We start from the raw sequence: 18,127 nt of genomic DNA, 5'->3' as shown, positions 1-18,127 counted from the left end.
TGACCCCACATCACATGGCGATGTGACCCGCGTGGTGATCCGTCAGAGGAGGTGGCGCTCGGCCGCGCGGCGTACGGCGGCACGTCGGGTGTTGACGTCCAGCTTGGTGAAGATGTGCTTGGTGTGGGTGCGAAGCGTGTTGAGCGAGACGTAGAGCCGCTGCGCGATCTCCGGCCCGGTCAGCTCCGTCGCGAGCAGGCGGAGCACCTCCAGCTCGCGCTCGCTCAGTCCGTCGCTCGAAGCAGCGGGCACGGGTGGTTCGTCCCGCGCGTCCGACGCCAGCACCGTCGAGGCGAGGTCGTCCTCGGCAGAGGCGGCCCGCAGCAGCTCGACCATCGGCGCCCCCTCGTCGAGGAACAGCCGCCGCCACCCCGCCGGTACGGCGATCGCGAGGGCCTCGCGCAACGCATCGCGCGCCGCGTCGTGGTCATCCTGCGCATGCTGCGCGAGAGCCCGTACGACGAGCGCTTCCGCGACGCTGCCGACTCGCCCGTGCACCTCGCCCGCCGCCACGATGCGCGCCGTCAGGGCGACGACGTCGTCGAGGTCGGTCCACTCGGCGATGCGCAGGCGTGCGAGCGTCAGCTGGTTGTATTCGTCCAGGTACTCCCCCGCCCCCAGCCCGACACCGCGCTCGGACGCCCAATGAGCAGCGTCGGCCAGCCGCCCCTGGGCGATGTGGACACGGGCGCGCTGCCCGGGGATCGGCCGGACGTCGGGGAAGTAGCCCGGCAGGAAGAGCGGCTCCGCCTCGTCGAGCACCGCCACGGCGCCGTCGAGGTCACCCCGTGCCCGCAGCAGCGCGGCCCGGGCGACGTGGGCGCGGTGCCGGTTCTCGATCAGCGAACCGCGCTCGCCGAGGTCCGCGGCTGCCCGCAGGTGTGCTTCGGCCGTCGCCAGCTCGCCCTGCTCCACCAGCACCTCGGCGAGCCCCACGTGCAGGTCGCCGGTCGTCGACAGCGGCGGGCCCGGGACCGCCTCCGCCGCCTCGAGGGCGCGCTCGTAGAGGCGTCGCGCCTCGTCGGGTCCGCTGCGCGCGAGCGCAATGCTCGCCAGCACGACGGTCATCCCGAGACCGTCCGCGACGTTGCCCGCCGCTCGGATGTGGCGCTGGGCCGTACTGAATGTCTCGGCGGCCGTGGCCAGGTCACCGGCGGCCCAGGCCGCGAGCCCCAGGAAGCCCGACGCCGCCCCCAGCGGGAAGTGGTCCTCGGGCCGAGCGAGGTCCCGCGCCCGGGTCGCGTGGTCGACCGTGCCGGCGACATCGCCGCTCGCCTGGGCGACGGTGGCTCGGTAGACCTCGATCATCGCGGGCAGTGCCGCCAGCTCCCGTCCGCGAGCCTGGCGCGCCTCGGGAGTGCCCCGCGTTCCGTGGTCTGCCGCCGGCCCGAGGACCGCCTCGGCGGCGTCCAGCCAGTGCCCGATCCCGTCGAGGTCCCCCTCGCTCAACCGCGTCCACGCGAGGTGCATCGCCAGCAGCGGCCGGCGGCGTACGACGTCCTCCGGCAGCGCCTGCAGCCACGCGCGCATCGTCCGGTCCTCGCGCCGCTGACGCAGCCCGGTCACCACCAGCTCGACCAGCTCGGCCGCCTGCTCGACGTCGTCGCCGGCCAGGGCATGGGGCACGGCGTCCTCCAGACGGCCGTGCTCGGCGTACCAATCAGCGGCAGTCCGGTGCAGCCGCGCCACCCGCTCCGGCGGAGTCATCGGTGGTTGAGGTGGGAGCGCAGCGAGCCTCGAAACCCCGGGTCCCTCGGTGTCCAGCCGCGCACGCAGCGCCTCGGCGAAGAGGTGGTGGTAGCGCCACCACTGCCGCTCCTCGTCGAGCGCGACCACGAAGAGGTTCGCCCGCTCGAGCGCCTCCAGCTGCTGCTGTCCGTCGGTGCGACCGGTGACCGCGTCGCACAGCGGGCCGGAGAGGTCCTCGAGGACGGACGTGTCGAGCAGGAACGACCGGACGTCCTCGGGCTGCCCGCCGAGCACCTCGTCGACGAGGTAGTCCAGGACGAAGCGGTGGCTCCCGGCGAACGCCTCGACGAACCCGTCCGGATCGCTCGCGCTCGCCGCGGAGAGCGCCGCGAGCTGCAGCCCGGTCGCCCAGCCCTCGGTCCGCGCCTCGAGCGCAGCGACGTGACGCGGCTCGAGACCCAGCCCCATCACCTCGTTGAGGAACGCCGTCGCCTCCGTCTGCGTGAACCGCAGGTCCGCCGCCCGGACCTCGAGCAGCTCCCCCCGCGCGCGCAGCCGTGACAGCGGCAGCGGCGGGTCGGCTCGCGTCGTCATCGCAAGCATGACCTGCGGCGGCAGGTTGTCGAGCAGGAACGTGACCGCCTCGTGCACCTCGGCCGCGTCCACCACGTGGTAGTCGTCGAGGGCGATCACCGTCGCCCCGGGCAGCGCGTCGAGGTCGTTGACCAGACCGGCCAGCACGTCCTCGGCACGGAAGGCGCGATCGCCCTCGAGCAGTGCCAGCGCCTCGGCGCCCACCTCCGTGGCGCTGACCTGGACGGCCGCGACAAGGTGGGTGAGGAACCGGCGCAGGTCCGCGTCACCGCCATCGAGCGAGAGCCACGCGACCCGTGCACCGGAGTGAGACAGCCACTGGGTCAGCAGCGTCGTCTTGCCGAAGCCGGCCGGCGCGGCGACGAGCACCAGCCGTGGCATCGACCCCGGCTCGGTCGGGAACCGGTCGGTCAGACGGGTCCGTACGACGAGCCGGCGGCGGGACTGCGGGACGCGCAGCTTGGTGCCCGGGACAGGCATGCCGTCAGGCTAGTGGCGCGCGGGCACCACCGGGTCCTCGTCCGCCCCGTCGTCACGACTGCCGTGACTACGCTCGCCGCATGAGCGCACCCGTGCCCACCTCGCTGCCCGCGTTGGTGGACAGGGCGGAGGCCCTCCTGGACCGGTCCGACCGGGTGGTGCTCGGCATTACCGGGGCACCGGGCGCCGGCAAGTCCACCCTGGGGGAGCTGCTCCTCCCCCGCCTGCGCGACTCACTCGGACCAGAGGCAGTCGGCCACCTGCCCATGGACGGCTTCCACCTCGCCGACGTCCAGCTCGACCGGCTCGGACGGCGTGACCGGAAGGGCGCTCCGGACACGTTCGACGTCGACGGCTACGTGGCGGCGCTGCGGCGCCTGTACGACCCGGACCGCACGCTGTACGCTCCCGGTTTCGAGCGTGATCTCGAGCAACCTCTCGCCGCTGCCATCGCGATCCCACCGTCCGCGCGGCTCGTCGTCACCGAGGGCAACTACCTGCTCCTGCCCGGCGACGGGTGGAAGCACGTCCGCCCCCTCCTGACCGAGGTCTGGTTCGCCGAGGTCGACGACGAGGTCCGCCGCGCCCGCCTGGTCCAGCGGCACGAGCAGTTCGGCAAGTCGCCCGAGGCCGCTCGCGCCTGGGTCGAGCAGGTCGACGAGCCCAACGCACGGCTGGTGGCCGCGACCCGCACCTCGTCCGACCTCATCGTGCCGCTCGCACCCCTCGGGGTTTGAGAAGCGTAGAAGGATGCGTGCCATGCCTGCTCCTCGGTTCCTCGCGCTCGCGCTGACGCTCTGCCTCGGCGCATGCGCCGGGGGCGAGGCGAGCGACGACGGGACCGCCCTGCTCCTCAACGAGACGGGGCGCGACGACCTCCGCGTCGTCGTGCTGGACGACGCCGGCCGTCCGTTCAGGGACGCGGCACTGGACCCCGCCTTCCGGTTCGACACCCAGTTCACCGATCGCGAGCGGCAGTGCCTGGTGGCCGGGGACGGCTCGTTCGAGGTGCGTGACTCCGACGGCGCGGTGGTGGTCGAGCACGACTTCGCCGTGCGGCCCGTGTGCGAGCGCGACGTGCTCGGGCTCATCGGCGACGGTGACCTCGTGTGGCTCGACGAGCGCTAGCCCTAGCGCCGGCCAGCGCCTGACAGCACGGCGTCGCACCACCCTCGCCCTCGGCCACCGGCTCCACGAGCACGACCTCTCGCACCAGGGACGACCGTTCAGACGGTTGAACGCAGCGTTCAGGCCTTTGAACGCGCCAACCCCTTACCTCACGCCGACCGCCGATCGACCCTTGCGTGGGGGCTGCCCGCAAGGGGTCGGCCGGCAACGTGGGGAAGGCAGAACATGAGGCGAACGCAGGTGCGGACCGGATGGTCCACCAGGGTGTCGAGGAGGTCGCGCCGGGCACTGGCCCTGGTCAGCGCGAGCGCGCTCGTGGTGCTCGCGGTCCCGACCGCGGCGCACGCGGACATCGTGTCGAACACGGTGGTCGCGGGCGGCAGCCCGAGCGTGGTCGCGGGCGCCACGACAACAATCGGCTACACGATCACCAACCAGAACCTCGTCCACGGGGACACGCAGAACAGCTGCAACCCCGCGGATGGCACGGGCGCAACCCTGACGGTCAACAAGCCGTCGGCGGTCGCCGTCACCCCCGCCTCCCGATTGTTCACGGGCTGCACCACGCAGTACTTCGACTTCTCCTCCACTACGCCCGGGACGTACACGATCTCGGTGGCCGTGGCCGACGCGGGCACCGGCACGTATCTCACGAGTGGCGCCACATTCACCCTGACCGTCACCAAGCCCGTCGTGGTCAACACGCCCCCGACCGTCACGGTGGGCAAGGTCGTCAACGGCGCCTCCTACGAGCTCGGCAACGTCCCGGTGGCCACCTGCTCCGTGACCGACAAGGAGGACGGCAACAGCACCTTCGACGCCAGCCTGGGTGCGATCACCGGTTCCCGCGCCGCCGAGGGCCTGGGCAGCCAGACCGCCTCGTGCGACTACACCGACGCCGGTGGCCTCAATGCGAAGGCATCGGCCACCTACTCGATCGTCGACACCAGCAAGCCGCTGGTGAGCGTCACTGCTCCGACAACGACCGAGGCCACGGGCCCGTCCACCCCGGTCGTCTTCGCCGCCACCGCGTACGACGCCGTCGACGGCAGCCGTCCGGTGACTTGCACGACCGCCAGCGGTACGACGTACGCCTCCGGTGACGGCTTCCCGGTGCGGACGACGACGCTGACGTGCTCGGCGACCGACAAGGCCGGCAACACCGGCACCAGCGATCCCTTCGACGTGGTCGTCGAGGACAGCACCGATCCCGAGGTGACCACCTCGGCCAACGTCGTCGTCGGCAACGACGCCGCCACGGTGACGTACGACGACGCCTCCGCCACCGACCTGGTGGACGGCCCCGTCACCGCGAGCTGCACGCCCGCGTCCGGCACGACCTTCGCCCTCGGCACCACCACCGTGACCTGCACGGCCACGGACAAGGCCGGCAACACGGGCAGCGGCTCCTTCACGGTGGAGGTGCAGGACAAGACCAAGCCGGTCGTCACCGTCCCGGCCGCCATCACCGAGGAGGCGACCGGCGCCGCCGGTGCCACCGCCACCTGGGCCGCGGCCTCCGCGGAGGACGACGTCGACGCGAGTGTGGCCGTCACCTGCGACGCGACATCCGGTGACGTCTTCCCGATCGGCACCACCACCGTGACCTGCAAGGCCAAGGACAAGGCGGGCAACACCGGCGACAGCTCGTTCACCGTCACCGTCGAGGACACCACCGCTCCGAAGGTGAGCGTCCCCGCCGGCATCACGGAGGAAGCCACCTTCGCTGCCGGCGCGACCGCGACGTTCAGCGCCTCGGCGCACGACGTGGTCGATGGTTCGGTTGCGACCGAGTGCACGCCGGCCTCCGGGTCGACGTTCGGCCTGGGTCAGACCACCGTCATCTGCACGGCGACCGACGACGCCGCCAACACCGGCACCGGCTCCTTCACCGTGACGGTCCGCGACACCACCGCACCGAAGGTGACCGTCCCGGCCGACCTGGTCGTCGAGGCCACGGGGGCCACCGGCGCCAAGGTCGCGTACGGCGACGTGTCGGCCATCGACACCGTCGACGGCCCGATGAACCCGAGCTGCAACAAGGCCTCGGACACCCTCTTCGGGCTCGGCGCCACCACGGTCACGTGCTCGGCGACCGACGCGGCGGGCAACATCGGCAGCGACTCGTTCACCGTCGAGGTCGTCGACACCACCGCGCCCGCGGTGACGACCCCCGCCAACCTGGTGGTCGGCAACGACTCGCCGTCCGGGGCGACGGTCGTCTACTCCGGCGCCAGCGCCGATGACGTGGTCGACGGCGACCTCCCGGTCACCTGCACCCCGGCGTCGGGGGGCGCGTTCCCGCTCGGGATCACGACGGTCACCTGCACGGCGAAGGACAAGGCCGGCAACATCGGCGAGGGCACCTTCACCGTCGAGGTGCAGGACCAGACCAAGCCGGTCGTCAGCGTGCCGGCCGACATCGTCAAGGAGGCGACCGGGCCGAACGGCGCGACCGTCACCTACATGGGCGTCACCGCCTCCGACGACGTCGACGGGCCGCTGACCGCGTCCTGCGACAAGGCGTCTGGAACGGTGTTCCCGCTCGGCACGACCACGATCACCTGCTCCGCCGAGGACAGGGCGGGCAACCTCGGTGACAACACCTTCACGGTGAAGGTCGTGGACACCACGGCGCCCAACCTGACGCTGCCGACCTCCCGGACGGCCGTGGCGACCTCCGTCGACGGCGCGGTCGTCACCTACCCGGTGGCCACCGCCAGCGATCTCGTGGACGGCAGCCTCACCGCGTCCTGCAGCGTGCCGTCGGGCAGCAGGTTCCCGCTGGGCGCCACCACGGTGACCTGCACCGCGACCGACAAGGCCGGCAACACGGGGTCCGAGACGTTCACCGTCACGGTCACCGCGGCCTGGTCCGGGGTGCTGCAGCCGGTCAACGCCGACGGCAGCTCGATCTTCAAGCTCGGCAGCACCGTCCCGGTGAAGTTCCAGCTCACCGGCGCCAGCGGGGGGATCACCAACCTGCAGGCGCGGCTCTACCTGCAGCGGCTCGGTTCGGGCACCACCGGTACCAGCCCCGAGGCCATCTCCACCTCGGGTGCCACGACCGGCAACCTGTTCCGGTACGACGCCACCAGCGGCCAGTACGTCTTCAACCTCAACACGAAGACGCTGTCCGTCGGCACCTACCAGCTCAGGATCGACCTGGGCGACGGTCTGGCTCGCACGGTGAACGTCTCGCTCAAGTAGTCCTCTCCCCGGAGGCCCTGCCCCCGGTCCACCACATGGACCGGGGGCAGCTGGGCATCGAGGACCAGCCGGATCGGCACAGCAGGAGGAGGACCCGGATGAGCAACGTGCCGTCATCGCGCCGACTGTCGACATGCCCGTCCTGGTGCGCGCTCGACCACGGCCGCCACGCCGGGGAGGACGACATCGTGCACGTCAGTGGCGCGCTGATGGTGCGTCGTACCGTGCTGCGGCTCTGCATGACGCACGATCCGACCACCGGCACGCGGGAGGGGCCGTACGTGCTCGTCGGCGCCGAGGAGTTCTCGCTCCACGAGGCCGACGCCCTGATCGACGCCCTGACGCAGCTGGTCGACCTCGGGGCAGAGGTCAGTCCTCGCGCAGGAGCTTGAAGGCGCTTGCGCGGTCCTTGACCCGGAGCTTGCGCAGGACGCTCGACACGTGCACCCGGACGGTCGTCGGGGACACGAAGAGCCGCTTCGCCACCTCGTCGGTGGTCAGGCCCTCGCCGAGGAGCTCCATCACCTCCCACTCGCGAGCGCTCAGCCTGGCCGAGGCGCGGGACCGGCGCACGAAGCGGGGCGTCGCGGGCGAGCGGAACTCCTCCATGATCCGGCCGACCAGCCGCCGCGACATCGCCGCCTCTCCGTCGAGCGCGCTGCGCAGCTCGTCGACGAGCACGGCAGGATCGGTGTCCTTGAGGAGGTAGCCGGACGCACCGGCGCGCAGGGAGTCGAAGAGGTCGGCATCCTCCGCGGAGGCCGTGAGCATGACCACTGCGGTGGCGGGCAGGCTGCGGGCGATCTCTCGCGCCGCGGTGATGCCGTTGCCGGGCATGTGGATGTCGAGGAGGGCGACGTCGGGCCGGTGCTCGAGAGCCAGGGCGATCGCGTCCGCGGCCGACGCCCCCTCACCGACGACGACACAGCCGCCGACCTCCAGCGCATCCCGGATCCGCGTGCGCATCCGGACGTGGTCGTCGGCCATCACGACGCGGATCGGCTGGTCGCTCACCAGACCACCTCGATCGTCGTTCCGCTGCCCTGCGTCGACGTCACGAAGCAGGCGCCAGGCAGCCGCTGGGCGCGCTCGCGCATGCTGGTCAGCCCGTAGCCGTTTCCGTACGCCGCCGCCTCGACGTCGAAGCCGCGTCCGTCGTCCTGGACGACCAGGCGGGCCCCGGTCGTCGTCGCCTCGAGCGTGATGCGGACGCAGTCCGCGCCACCGTGTCGCAGGGCGTTGCCGACGGCCTCCCGGACGATGCGGGTCAGCGCGTGCCGCTGGTGCTGGTCAGCCAGCACCGCGTCGTCGAGCTCGACCACGACCCGCGCGTCGTGACGCTCGGCCACGTCGCGGGCCGAGCGGTGCAGGGCGTAGCCCAGCGGCTCGTCGGTGTCCCGACCGAGCGCATCGACCGCGGCCCGCGCCTCGTCCAGCGCCCGGTCGCTGGCGTCGAGGATCGACTTGACGGTGGCGCCGCCCTCCACCCCGCGGGAGAGGACCCGCGCCTCGGACTTGATCCAGCTCAGCTCCTGCACCACCCCGTCGTGCAGCTCGCGCGCGAGCCGGCGCCGGTCCTCGACGACCGCGACGTCGGCCTGCCTGGCCCAGTAGCCCGTGATCTCTCGGGCGGCACCCACCAGGAGGCAGGCATAGCCGGCCGTGCGCAGCAGGTCGCCGGTGTACAACCAGCCGGAGTACAGCGACGGGAAGAGCAGGTAGTTGACCCGCGCGAAGCCGAGCAGCGCGCACCCCGGGCCCAGCCACCGCAGCAGCACGTCCTCCCCCCGCTCGCCCGACTGCCTCGCGAACCGCAAGGAGGCGTAGAGGAGGCAGGCCGCGCTCAGCGCCTGGGCGGCGAGGAACGCGGGGTGGCCGTCGATGACCACGCGCTGTGCCGACGCCGGAGGGGTGGCGGTGACGGCGACCGGAAGAATGTCCTTGGCCAGCCAGAGCAGGGCGAGCCCCCCGAGCGCTGCAGCCGCGACCGTCACGGCGCCCCGGCGGATCTGCCTCCCGGTCAGCTTCCTGCCCGGCACGACGGCGGCCACGGCGATGAGCAGTGAGGCGAGGGTCCTGAGGGTGACGGGCAGCCAGACGCCGAGCGTCTGTTGGGTGGGCTCCGCCAACCGGTGCAACGAGAGCGCCACCCCGAGTCCTACCAGGGCGAGCAGCGACAGGCCCACGACCAACAGCAGGTCCTGCAGCTGCTGGGTCCGCCGCAGCCGCCCGACGAGCAGGTAGGCCAGCAGCGTCGCGATGCAGGCGTCCACCGAGTCGAGGACCAGGTGCAGCTCAGGACTGTGGTAGCCGAAGCGCAGGTAGGGGGTGCCGAGGATCGTGGCGGTGCAGGCCGCACCGACGGCCCAACCCACAGCCGTCAGCGCCGGCGCTCCTCGCTGCGCCACACGTTTGGTCTCGCCCCCCACAGGCATGGGCGAACAGTAGGGCCGAACGATCCGGGGCCGGCTCGCCTTTACCTGCCCTGAACCCGCATGTGGACGTCCCGTGGCAATAGGACCCCCGTGAGGGTGGTCGCAGACGGCATCTCGTGCCCACGACACCCCGGCCCGGCACACGCATCACCGTGCCGAGCCGCGACTCGTGGCCCCCTCTACCCAGGGCCACGAGTCGCGGAGGTCAGGCCAGCACGCCGCCGATCGTCATCACGCCGTCCGGGTCGTAGGTCCGGATGGCCCGACGCAGCCGCGCGAGGGTCACCTCGTCGTACGCGTCGACGTACTCCTCCGGCGTGAACGTGAAGTTCGGCAGCCGGTGACCACCCACCCACGGCGCCAGCGCGTCGAGGATCGCGGCGGCGTGGTCCTCCACGCCCGGGATCTCCGAGATGCCGACGATGAGCAGCGAGTACGCCGCGGCGCGCGAGGCGAAGGCGCTCGGGTGCTCCCCCGGCCGGGCGAAGGCACCGCCCAGCTGGCGCACCTCGACCAGGATCTGCGGGGAGGCCACTCCCGGCCCGGTCAGCGCGAGCAGCGCGTCCACCGCCTCCGCGGGGAAGTCGGTGAGCACCTCGCCCGCCTCGTAGGCCGGGGTCGGGTCGAGAGGGTCCGTGTGGACCGAGTCGATCGCGGCGTACGGCTTGTCGGCCACGTCGTCGAGGATGACGGGAGCCGCGGCACGCATCGCGGCGAACTGGCGCTCGCCCTCCTCGGCCGACCCCGTCCACACGAAGCGCACCGACAGCGTCAGTCGCCCGGCGAGCATGGGCGGCACTCCTTCCATGTCGGGGAGCTGGAACAGGGCGATCGACGTCGTGCCCAGCTCGGGCAGGTCGTCGGACCAGTGCAGCCAGCGCTCGATGACGGTCGCCGCGTCGTCCCCGTCGAACCACAGCGAGCCGCCGTAGAACCTCGGCTGCCGGACCAGGTCGAACTCGATGGCCGTGACGATGCCGAGCATCCCCTTGCCGCCACGCAGGGCGAAGAAGAGGTCCGGGTGCTCGGTGGGCGTCACCCGCCGGAGCTCGCCGTCGCCGGTGACGACCTCGATGGCGCGCACCTTGTCGCTGGCCAGCCCGTAGGTGCGGGCCATCGGCCCGAGCCCGCCGCCGGTGGTGTAGCCGACGATGCCGACGTCGGTGATCGAGCCGGACAGGGGCGCCAAGCCGTACGGCGCTGCGGCCTCCACGACCTTGAGCCACTTCACGCCGGCGCCCACGCGCGCCCAGCCCTCCGGGTGGATGACGACCTCGTCGAGCTCCTTGGTGGTGACGAGCAGCTCGGTGGTGAGGTCGGCCATGGGTCCGTGGCCGGTGGCCTGCGGGGTGACGCGGATGCCGTGCCGGGCCGCGAAGCGCACGGCCTCGACGACGTCCTGGGCGTCGTGCGCCGCGAGGACGGCCGCGGGCCGGACCGGGATGGCGAGGTTCCACGGCGAGACGAGTGCGTCGTACCTCGTCTGGCCGGGCACTGCGACGGTGCCGATGGTGAGTGCGTCCAGCTCCCCGAACGGTGCGGCGTACGCGGTGCTGGTCTGTGCGATGGTCATTGTTCCTCCGTGTGGTGTCGTCGTTGACCCGACGAAGGTGCACCCACACGGTTGAGGAGGACTTGCGTCCGACTTGAGTCCTTGTGCGGAATCAGTCGTCCGACGGCCGTTGCGGCGCGAGAAACAGCCCGTTCGGGTCGGCAGCGCGACGGATCCGGTGGAGACGCTCGTACGCCGCGGGCGACCACCCGCGGCGGGCTGCAGCCTCGTAGGCCATCGAGAGGTACGACGCCCGCGACGTCCAGGGGGCCAGCGAGTCCAGGACCCGCGTGGCATCCTCGCGCACGGCGCTCCAGCCTGTGCCCACGTCGAGCCCGACGCCCAGCACGAGGAAGGAGCCGTCGAGGTGGTCGAGCGCACCACCTCGCGGGGCGGGCCGCGCCAGTGCGCCACCGAGCTGGCGCAGCTCGACGAAGAGCAGCTGGCTGCCGGAGCCGGGCCCCGCCGTCGCGATGAGGGCGTCCACCGCGTCCGGCGGCAGGCCGTGGACCAGGACGCTGTTGGCGTAGACCGCGGTGGGTTCCTGGGGGTCGAGCTGGAGGTGCGCGATGTCGGCCGCGGGCACCTCCGCGAAGGTGTCGGTCTCGGGCCCCAGGGCACGCAGCGGAGCAAGGGCGCGGGCAGCCGCCTCGGCGTCGCCCACCGCCACCGCGTCGAGCATGACGAGCCGCCGGCCGCGGATGTCGGGGGGCATCCACTCCTCGTCAGGGACCTGGAAGATCCGGGCGACGCTGGTCACCGACTCGGGTGCGTCCGCGGTCCACTCGCCCCACGCGGTGAGGACGCGCTGCGCGTGCCGCCAGTCCCAGGCCAGCATCCCGGCGTACACGGTGCGGATCGGCAGCAGGTCGAACTCCAGTGCCGTGACCACCCCGAAGCCACCGTGGCCACCGCGGGCCGCCCACAGCCGGTCGGGGTCCTGGTCCTCGGTGGCGCGCACGAACGTCCCGTCCGCCAGCACCAGCTCGACGGCCGTGATCGCGCTGCACTGCAGGCCGTGCTGCCGGGCGTACCAGCTCACCCCGCCGCCCAGCGACGACCCGACCACGCCCACTCCGGGGCTGGACATGTGCATCCCGGCCAGTCCGACCTTGCCGGCCCGGGCGATGACGTCGCCCCAGAGCACGCCGGCCTCGGCGCGCGCCGTACGGCTGGCGGCGTCCACGCGCAACCCGGTCATCGCCGAGGTGCGCAGGAGTACGGCGTCGCCGAGCCGCCCGGCGAGCGGCGGTGCTCCGTGGCCGGTGCCCTGGGGGGCGACCCGGAGACCGGACGCCGCGGCGGCCCGCACGATCCGGGCGACCTCGTGCGCGTCTGCCGGGTAGGCCACCGCTGCCGGGCACTCGTCCACCTGGAGGTTCCACGGCATCCGCGACTCGTCGTAGAGGGGGTCCCCGGGCAGGTGGACGGCACCGCCGGCCAGCCCGCGGAGCGCCTCGGCGTCCGCGGTGGGGAGGGGCGTGGACTCGGGCACGGTCACCACCTCATGGGCTGGGCACGCCAGCATGGCCGGGGTGACTTGAGGATGACTTGAGCCGCCGAGCCATCCGCTCGTGGAGGAGCGCCCGCTCGCCGGCCGGGATGTCGGCGTGGATCGCGTCGCGCACCAGCGGGTTGACGAACTCGAGCGGTTGACCGTCGACGAGGATCTCGCCGCGGGCCAGCACGTCGAGCGCCGCCGCCACGTCCTCCTCCGAGTGCTGCGCCAGGTCGGCCACCGTCACCAGGTCGGCCGCCGGACCCAACACGGCCACCGCACGCGCGACGGTGGTGACGGCCGCCGGCATCCGGCGCAGGCGGAGCGTCACGAGCGACGCGATCGCGCGCGACCCCACCGCCCGGACCGTGTCGACGTGGGCCGCGTCGGGTGGCACCCCCTGGTCGGCCAGTGCTCGCAGCAGCTGGCGCAGGAGGAGCGGGTTGCCCGAGGTCATCCGGTGGCAGGTGGCCACGAACGTGTCGGCGCCGCGACCGAGCCGGTCGGTCACCAGGGCGGCCGTGCCCTGCCGGGTCAGCGGCGCCGGGTGCAGCACCGAGACCGACTCGTTGCCGGCGAGCTCGGCCAGCAGGTAGTCGGCCTCGTGCGCCTCACCGGTGCGCATCGCCAGCACGACCCGCACGGGCAGTCCCTCGAGGCGCTTCACCAGGTAGGCGAGGAACTGCAGTGACGGCTCGTCGCCCCACTGGATGTCGTCCACGCACACCACGAACGGGCCGGTCTCGGCGAGCTGCGTCGCGTGATCGCACAGGCCGCGGAGCACGGCGAAGCGATCGTCCCTGCGTACGACGTCGTCGACGGCCGCGTCGAAGAGCTGCCGGACCACCCCGAAATCGAACCCCTGCTCCAGGGCGCTGCTCCGCGCCGACCTCACCGGCACGCCGGCTGCGGTCGACAGCCGGCGGACCTCGTCGAGCAGGCGGGTCTTGCCGATGCCGGCCGGGCCCTCGATCAGCAGGCAGCCGGATCCGCCGCCCTTGAGGTCGTCGATCATGGCCCGCACGACGGCCATCTCGCGCTCCCGGTCGACGAGCCCGTCGGGTGTCCGAGGTCGCGGGACGATTCGGGTGGCGTCGTCGGCGGCCGTGGGAGTGGGAGCGTCGAGGTCCGGCGACTGGGCCAGCACCTCCGCCTCGAGCGAGCGCAGCGCGGGACCGGGGTCGACACCCAGCTCGTCGGCGAGCACCTCGCGGGCCCGACGCAGCGCCGCCAGCGCCGCGGCCTGGCGGTGTGCCCGGTAGAGCGCGAGGGCGAGGAGGCGCCACCGCTCCTCGCGGAGTGGATCCTCGCTCACGAGCGCCTCGAGGTCGCCGATGACGAGCTGGGCCTCACCGAGGTCGAGACGCGTGGCGAGGAGGCGCTCGCGGGCCAGCGCCCGGAGCTCGGTGAGCCGGCCGATCTCCGCCTCTGCCCAGGTCTCCCCCGCGTAGTCGGCATACGCAGGTCCTCGCCACAGCCGGAGCGCGGTCTCCAGGGTGCACACCGCATCAGCCGGCGCCTGGCCCGCCGCCGACTCGACGGCCGCCTCGAACTCCCACGCGTCCACGGCGTCGGGTGCTAGGCGTAGCACGTAGCCGGGACCGGCGCGGGCGATGACGCCGTCGCGCTGCCGAGCCGTCGCGTCGGGCTCGAGCCGCCGGCGCAGGTGGCTCACGTAGGCCTGCAGCGCGCCGGTGGCGTTGGCCGGGGGGTGATCACCCCACACGCAGTCGATGAGTCGATCGGCCGGGACCACCTGGTCCCGCGGGATGATCAGACCTGCCAGTACGGCGCGCTGACGCCGCCCGCCGAGATCCACGATCGCGCCGTCTCGCGTCGCCGTGAGCTCGCCGAGCACGTGCAGGTGAAGGTGCGGCTGTCCGTCCACCCCATTTCCTCGCGTCGTCTCCGTCGAGGATAGGGCTCGGTCAGGCGTACTCGCTGCCCCGATTTGGGGCACGCGGGCTTACGTTGAGGCCCGTTCTCGGGGGCAGTGCGAGCCCAGCCGCTCGGGGCGGCTCGCGCTACAGGTGCTCGAGCTTGGCGTACGGGCTCGTGACGCGCACCGTCTTGTCGCCGAAGTCGATCGACACAGCGTGGGCCTCGACATTGATGACGCGCCCGAGGCCGTAGAGGTCGTGGCAGACCTGGTCGCCGACGGCGTACACCTCGATCTCCAGTTCAGGCTTGGGCTGGAAGGGGCTCGAGGACTTGCGCGTGGACCAGGATGAGGACGTCATAGGACTCCATTATGCGCCCCAGCCGAAGGAAGTACCTCTTTTCGCGGCCTATCCGTCACGCGGTGTTTGGTTTCTGTCCTCGGTCGTTTGGTCATCGCTACGGCACCCGCGACCCGAACCGTTTCCCTGTGCGGCCGCCGCACGCCTGGCAAGCTCGGCTCCATGGACACCTCGGGGGACCTGCCCATTGGCCTGCACGAGACGTTGTTGACCGATGGATTGAAAGAGCAGCTGGGCTCGATCGTTCACCAGATCCATGAGTACGACGCCGTGGACGACGCGGACCTCCCTCACGTGCTCGCGCAGCACTTGTCGGCCCTGGCCCTCAAGCGGCTGTCCGCAATCAAGGATCCGGTCGCTCGCATTACGCTGGCAAACGCGGTGCTCCAAGCGATCGACGAACTTCCCGACCCGGTCACGACCCCTGCCCGGCAGCTGCACGCCCTGCGTCTGCCGGATGGGCCCGGCACCGACGGCCGCCTGCGCAAGCGGCCGAAGACGCCGCTGAATGACGCAGCCCTGCTCACCAACGCCCCCGGCGAGCCGAGCCTGGCCTCGGAGCTTCGCGCCGAGATCGATTCCGCCGACTCGATCGACCTCCTCTGTGCTTTCGTCATGTGGCACGGCTTGCGCCTGATCGAAGGCGAGTTGGCTGCCGCTCGTCAGGCCGGCATTCCTATCCGAGTGGTCACCACGACGTACATCGGAGGGACCGAGCGTCGCGCGCTCGACCGTCTCGTTCAGGACTTCGGCGCCGAGGTGAAGGTTCAGTACGACGCCAAGCGGACTCGCCTCCACGCGAAGGCCTGGCTCTTCGACCGCCACACCGGCTATGACACCGCCTACGTGGGCTCGTCCAACCTGACCACGTCCGCGATGCTCGAAGGTGTCGAGTGGAACGTACGCCTGAGTGCGGCCGCTACGCCCGCCCTCCTCGACAAGTTCCGGGCGACCTTCGATGCCTACTGGAACAGTCCCGAGTTTGAGTCCTACGACCCGGAGCGGGACCGCGACCGGCTTGATGACGCCCTTCTCGAGGCAAAGGGAGCCAAGAGCTCGGGTCGGGTCACCATCTCGCTCGTGGGTCTCGACGTCCGTCCGTACCCCTATCAACAGCAGATGCTGGATGAGCTCGAGGCAGAGCGCGTCGTCCATGACCGTCATCGCAATCTCGTCGTTGCAGCCACGGGCACTGGCAAGACGGTGATTGCAGCCCTGGACTACCGGCGCATGTGTCAGCAAGCCGGCGGGCATCAACCTCGCCTGCTCTTCGTCGCACACCGCAAAGAGATCCTCGAGCAGTCCATCCGCACCTACCGGGAAGTCCTGGGCGACGCGAGCTTCGGCGAGCTCTATGTGGGTGGGCAGCGGCCAGAGCGGTGGAGTCACGTCTTCGCCAGCGTCCAGTCCCTCACGTCCTATGGCGTCACGGAGATCCCAGCGGACGCGTACGACGTGGTCGTCATCGACGAGTTCCACCACGCCGAAGCACGCACCTACCGGAGCGTCATTGAGCACCTTCGGCCCGCCGAATTGCTGGGCCTCACTGCCACCCCGGAGCGCGCGGATGGGACCGACGTGCGTTCGTTCTTCGACGGACGAACCGCTACCGAGCTACGCCTGTGGGACGCCCTCGGCGCGGACCTCCTTTGCCCCTTCCACTACTTCGCCATCGCGGACGGGACCGACTTGCGGGCGATCACCTGGACGCGAGGCAGGTACGACGAGCGCGAACTCGAGGGCGTCTTTACCGGCAACGACGCGCGCGCACGGATCATCCTGAAGCAGCTTCAGGAGAAGGTGGCCGACCCGCATCGCATGCGTGCCCTCGGATTCTGCGTCTCCGTAGCGCACGCGACCTACATGACCCGGGTATTCACTGAGGCCGGCATTCCTGCTCGCTTGGTCACAGGACAATCCACTGCGGATGATCGCGCGGCAGCTCTCCGCGATTTGCGGGCTGCCACGGTCAACGTGCTCTTCACAGTTGACGTCTTCAATGAGGGCCTGGACATCCCCGACGTGGACACCGTGCTGTTCCTTCGCCCCACTGAGAGTTCCACGATCTTCATGCAGCAGCTGGGTCGAGGCCTCCGCCGGACGCACAACAAGGCCGTGCTGACTGTGCTCGACTTCGTGGGCTACCACCGGCGAGAGTTCAGCTTCGCCAAGAAGTTCGCCGCCTTGACCGGTGTCCACGGGAAGCAACTCCAAAAAGCCGTCCAGGACGAGTTCCCGTTCCTGCCGTCCGGATGTCAGATTCAGTTGGATCGCCAGGCTCAAGAGATCGTCCTCGACAACCTCCGTACGCAGGTCTCCCCTCGCTGGGCGCATCTCGTCAGCGCGCTGCGCCAGGTGGGAGATACGGATCTGCCGACGTTCCTAGAGCGGAGCGGTGTCGAGCTGAGCGACATCAGCCGGCGCGGTTCGTGGACGGCGCTTCGAAGGGACGCAGGCTTCGACTCGCTGCCCGGCTCTGAGTTGGAGGAGCGACTCCTCAAGCGCGTGCGGGCCTTTGCCCATGTCGATGACCCCGAGAGGGCGGCCGCGTACGACGCGCTTTTGCATCAGGACGCTCCCAAGTACGACGAGCTGTCCGAGGGCGAGCAACGGCTGGCCCGCATGCTGTTCTATTCGTTCTGGTCTGACGGAGGTGGCTTCGATTCATACGGCGATGGCCTCGAGTCAATCCGCCGTGAGTCCGCAGCGCGCGCCGAGATCCGGGCAGTGGTCGATATTTCCTACGAGGCCACGCGTCACGTCCCACTCTCACTTGATGGGCCGCTGTCCCCCGTGCCGCTCAAAGTCCATGCCCGGTACCAACGTGAAGAGATCCTTGCTGCTCTCGACTTCCCCCGGCGGCCCAACAGCTTCCGCGAAGGGGTCCTGTATCTCCCGAACCACAACGTCGACGCCTTCTTCGTCACGTTAAAGAAGTCGGAGGCGGACTACTCACCCACCACCATGTACGCCGACTATCCGATAAGCCGGGACCTGTTCCACTGGGAGTCGCAGTCCACGACGTCGACGTCGTCCAAGACTGGCCAGCGCTACCTCACCGGCACTTCGACGGTCCTGATGTTCGTTCGACATGAGGCGAAAGATGACTTCGGTACGTCGCCCTACACCTTCATGGGCCCAGCTAGATACGTGTCCCACAGCGGGGAGCGGCCCATTGCGATTACATGGAAGCTCGAGCACCCGATGCCGATGGAGTTCTTCCAGCACGCCTCGGCGATTGCGCAGTAGGTCTGGGCATCGCTCGAGTGCATGAGCGAACCCCCCACGCAGAAGGGCCCAA

General features: G+C 71.0%; 12 protein-coding genes. 5 read left to right on the top strand and 7 right to left on the bottom strand.

All coding sequences use genetic code 11. The features are described from left to right. Positions 1-42 precede the first annotated feature (42 nt). Positions 43-2,763: a tetratricopeptide repeat protein gene (locus ASG88_RS12605; protein ID WP_056887749.1), complete on the bottom strand. Its 2,721-nt coding sequence runs from the start codon at positions 2,761-2,763 to the stop codon at positions 43-45. Positions 2,764-2,843: 80 nt separating this feature from the next. Here ASG88_RS12605 and ASG88_RS12600 point away from each other — a divergent pair, with 80 nt between their 5' ends. From ASG88_RS12600 to ASG88_RS12575, 4 genes are all read left to right on the top strand, one after another. Then, the gene (locus ASG88_RS12600; RefSeq protein WP_157559708.1) at positions 2,844-3,500 is read left to right on the top strand and encodes a nucleoside/nucleotide kinase family protein; all 657 of its coding nucleotides are present in this window, start codon (positions 2,844-2,846) and stop codon (positions 3,498-3,500) included. Positions 3,501-3,522: 22 nt separating this feature from the next. Beyond that, positions 3,523-3,891 carry a hypothetical protein gene (locus ASG88_RS12595; RefSeq protein WP_056887748.1) on the top strand — a complete coding sequence of 123 codons (369 nt, stop codon included), beginning with the start codon at positions 3,523-3,525 and terminating at the stop codon, positions 3,889-3,891. A gap of 264 nt (positions 3,892-4,155) precedes the next feature. Further along, positions 4,156-7,101, top strand: coding sequence for an HYR domain-containing protein (locus ASG88_RS12580; RefSeq protein WP_162259842.1), 2,946 nt, complete (start codon positions 4,156-4,158; stop codon positions 7,099-7,101). A gap of 98 nt (positions 7,102-7,199) precedes the next feature. Then, positions 7,200-7,493, top strand: coding sequence for a DUF6907 domain-containing protein (locus ASG88_RS12575; protein WP_056887744.1), 294 nt, complete (start codon positions 7,200-7,202; stop codon positions 7,491-7,493). Here the strand turns inward: ASG88_RS12575 and ASG88_RS12570 are convergent. The 6 genes from ASG88_RS12570 to ASG88_RS12545 all read right to left on the bottom strand — a co-directional run bounded on the left by ASG88_RS12570 (position 7,471) and on the right by ASG88_RS12545 (position 14,826). Next, complete coding sequence (locus ASG88_RS12570) at positions 7,471-8,115, bottom strand: response regulator (protein ID WP_200956425.1); 645 nt, start codon at positions 8,113-8,115, stop codon at positions 7,471-7,473. The two genes, ASG88_RS12575 and ASG88_RS12570, sit on opposite strands and share 23 nt — an antisense overlap. Then, the gene (locus ASG88_RS12565; RefSeq protein WP_157559707.1) at positions 8,112-9,536 is read right to left on the bottom strand and encodes a sensor histidine kinase; all 1,425 of its coding nucleotides are present in this window, start codon (positions 9,534-9,536) and stop codon (positions 8,112-8,114) included. The genes ASG88_RS12570 and ASG88_RS12565 overlap by 4 nt, the downstream gene beginning before the upstream one ends. Before the next feature lie 205 nt (positions 9,537-9,741). Then, entirely contained in the window at positions 9,742-11,109 is a 1,368-nt protein-coding gene (locus ASG88_RS12560) for an FAD-binding oxidoreductase (RefSeq protein ID WP_056887741.1), read from the bottom strand. A 91-nt stretch (positions 11,110-11,200) separates the two neighbouring features. After that, complete coding sequence (locus ASG88_RS12555) at positions 11,201-12,583, bottom strand: FAD-binding oxidoreductase (protein ID WP_200956424.1); 1,383 nt, start codon at positions 12,581-12,583, stop codon at positions 11,201-11,203. 10 nt (positions 12,584-12,593) lie between these two features. Next, positions 12,594-14,474, bottom strand: a complete 1,881-nt coding sequence (locus ASG88_RS23335; RefSeq protein WP_056887739.1) for a BTAD domain-containing putative transcriptional regulator — start codon at positions 14,472-14,474, stop codon at positions 12,594-12,596. Positions 14,475-14,610: 136 nt separating this feature from the next. Next, positions 14,611-14,826, bottom strand: coding sequence for a hypothetical protein (locus tag ASG88_RS12545; protein WP_056887738.1), 216 nt, complete (start codon positions 14,824-14,826; stop codon positions 14,611-14,613). 162 nt (positions 14,827-14,988) lie between these two features. Between ASG88_RS12545 and ASG88_RS12540 the strand changes: the two genes are divergently transcribed. Next, positions 14,989-18,075, top strand: a complete 3,087-nt coding sequence (locus tag ASG88_RS12540; RefSeq protein ID WP_056887737.1) for a DUF3427 domain-containing protein — start codon at positions 14,989-14,991, stop codon at positions 18,073-18,075. Positions 18,076-18,127 lie beyond the last annotated feature (52 nt).

Source organism: Nocardioides sp. Soil777 (assembly GCF_001428425.1).
GTDB classification, from domain to species: Bacteria; Actinomycetota; Actinomycetes; order Propionibacteriales; family Nocardioidaceae; genus Nocardioides; species Nocardioides terrigena.
Note: the sequence above shows the minus strand (reverse complement) of the source record. Positions and strands in the feature narration are given on the sequence as shown.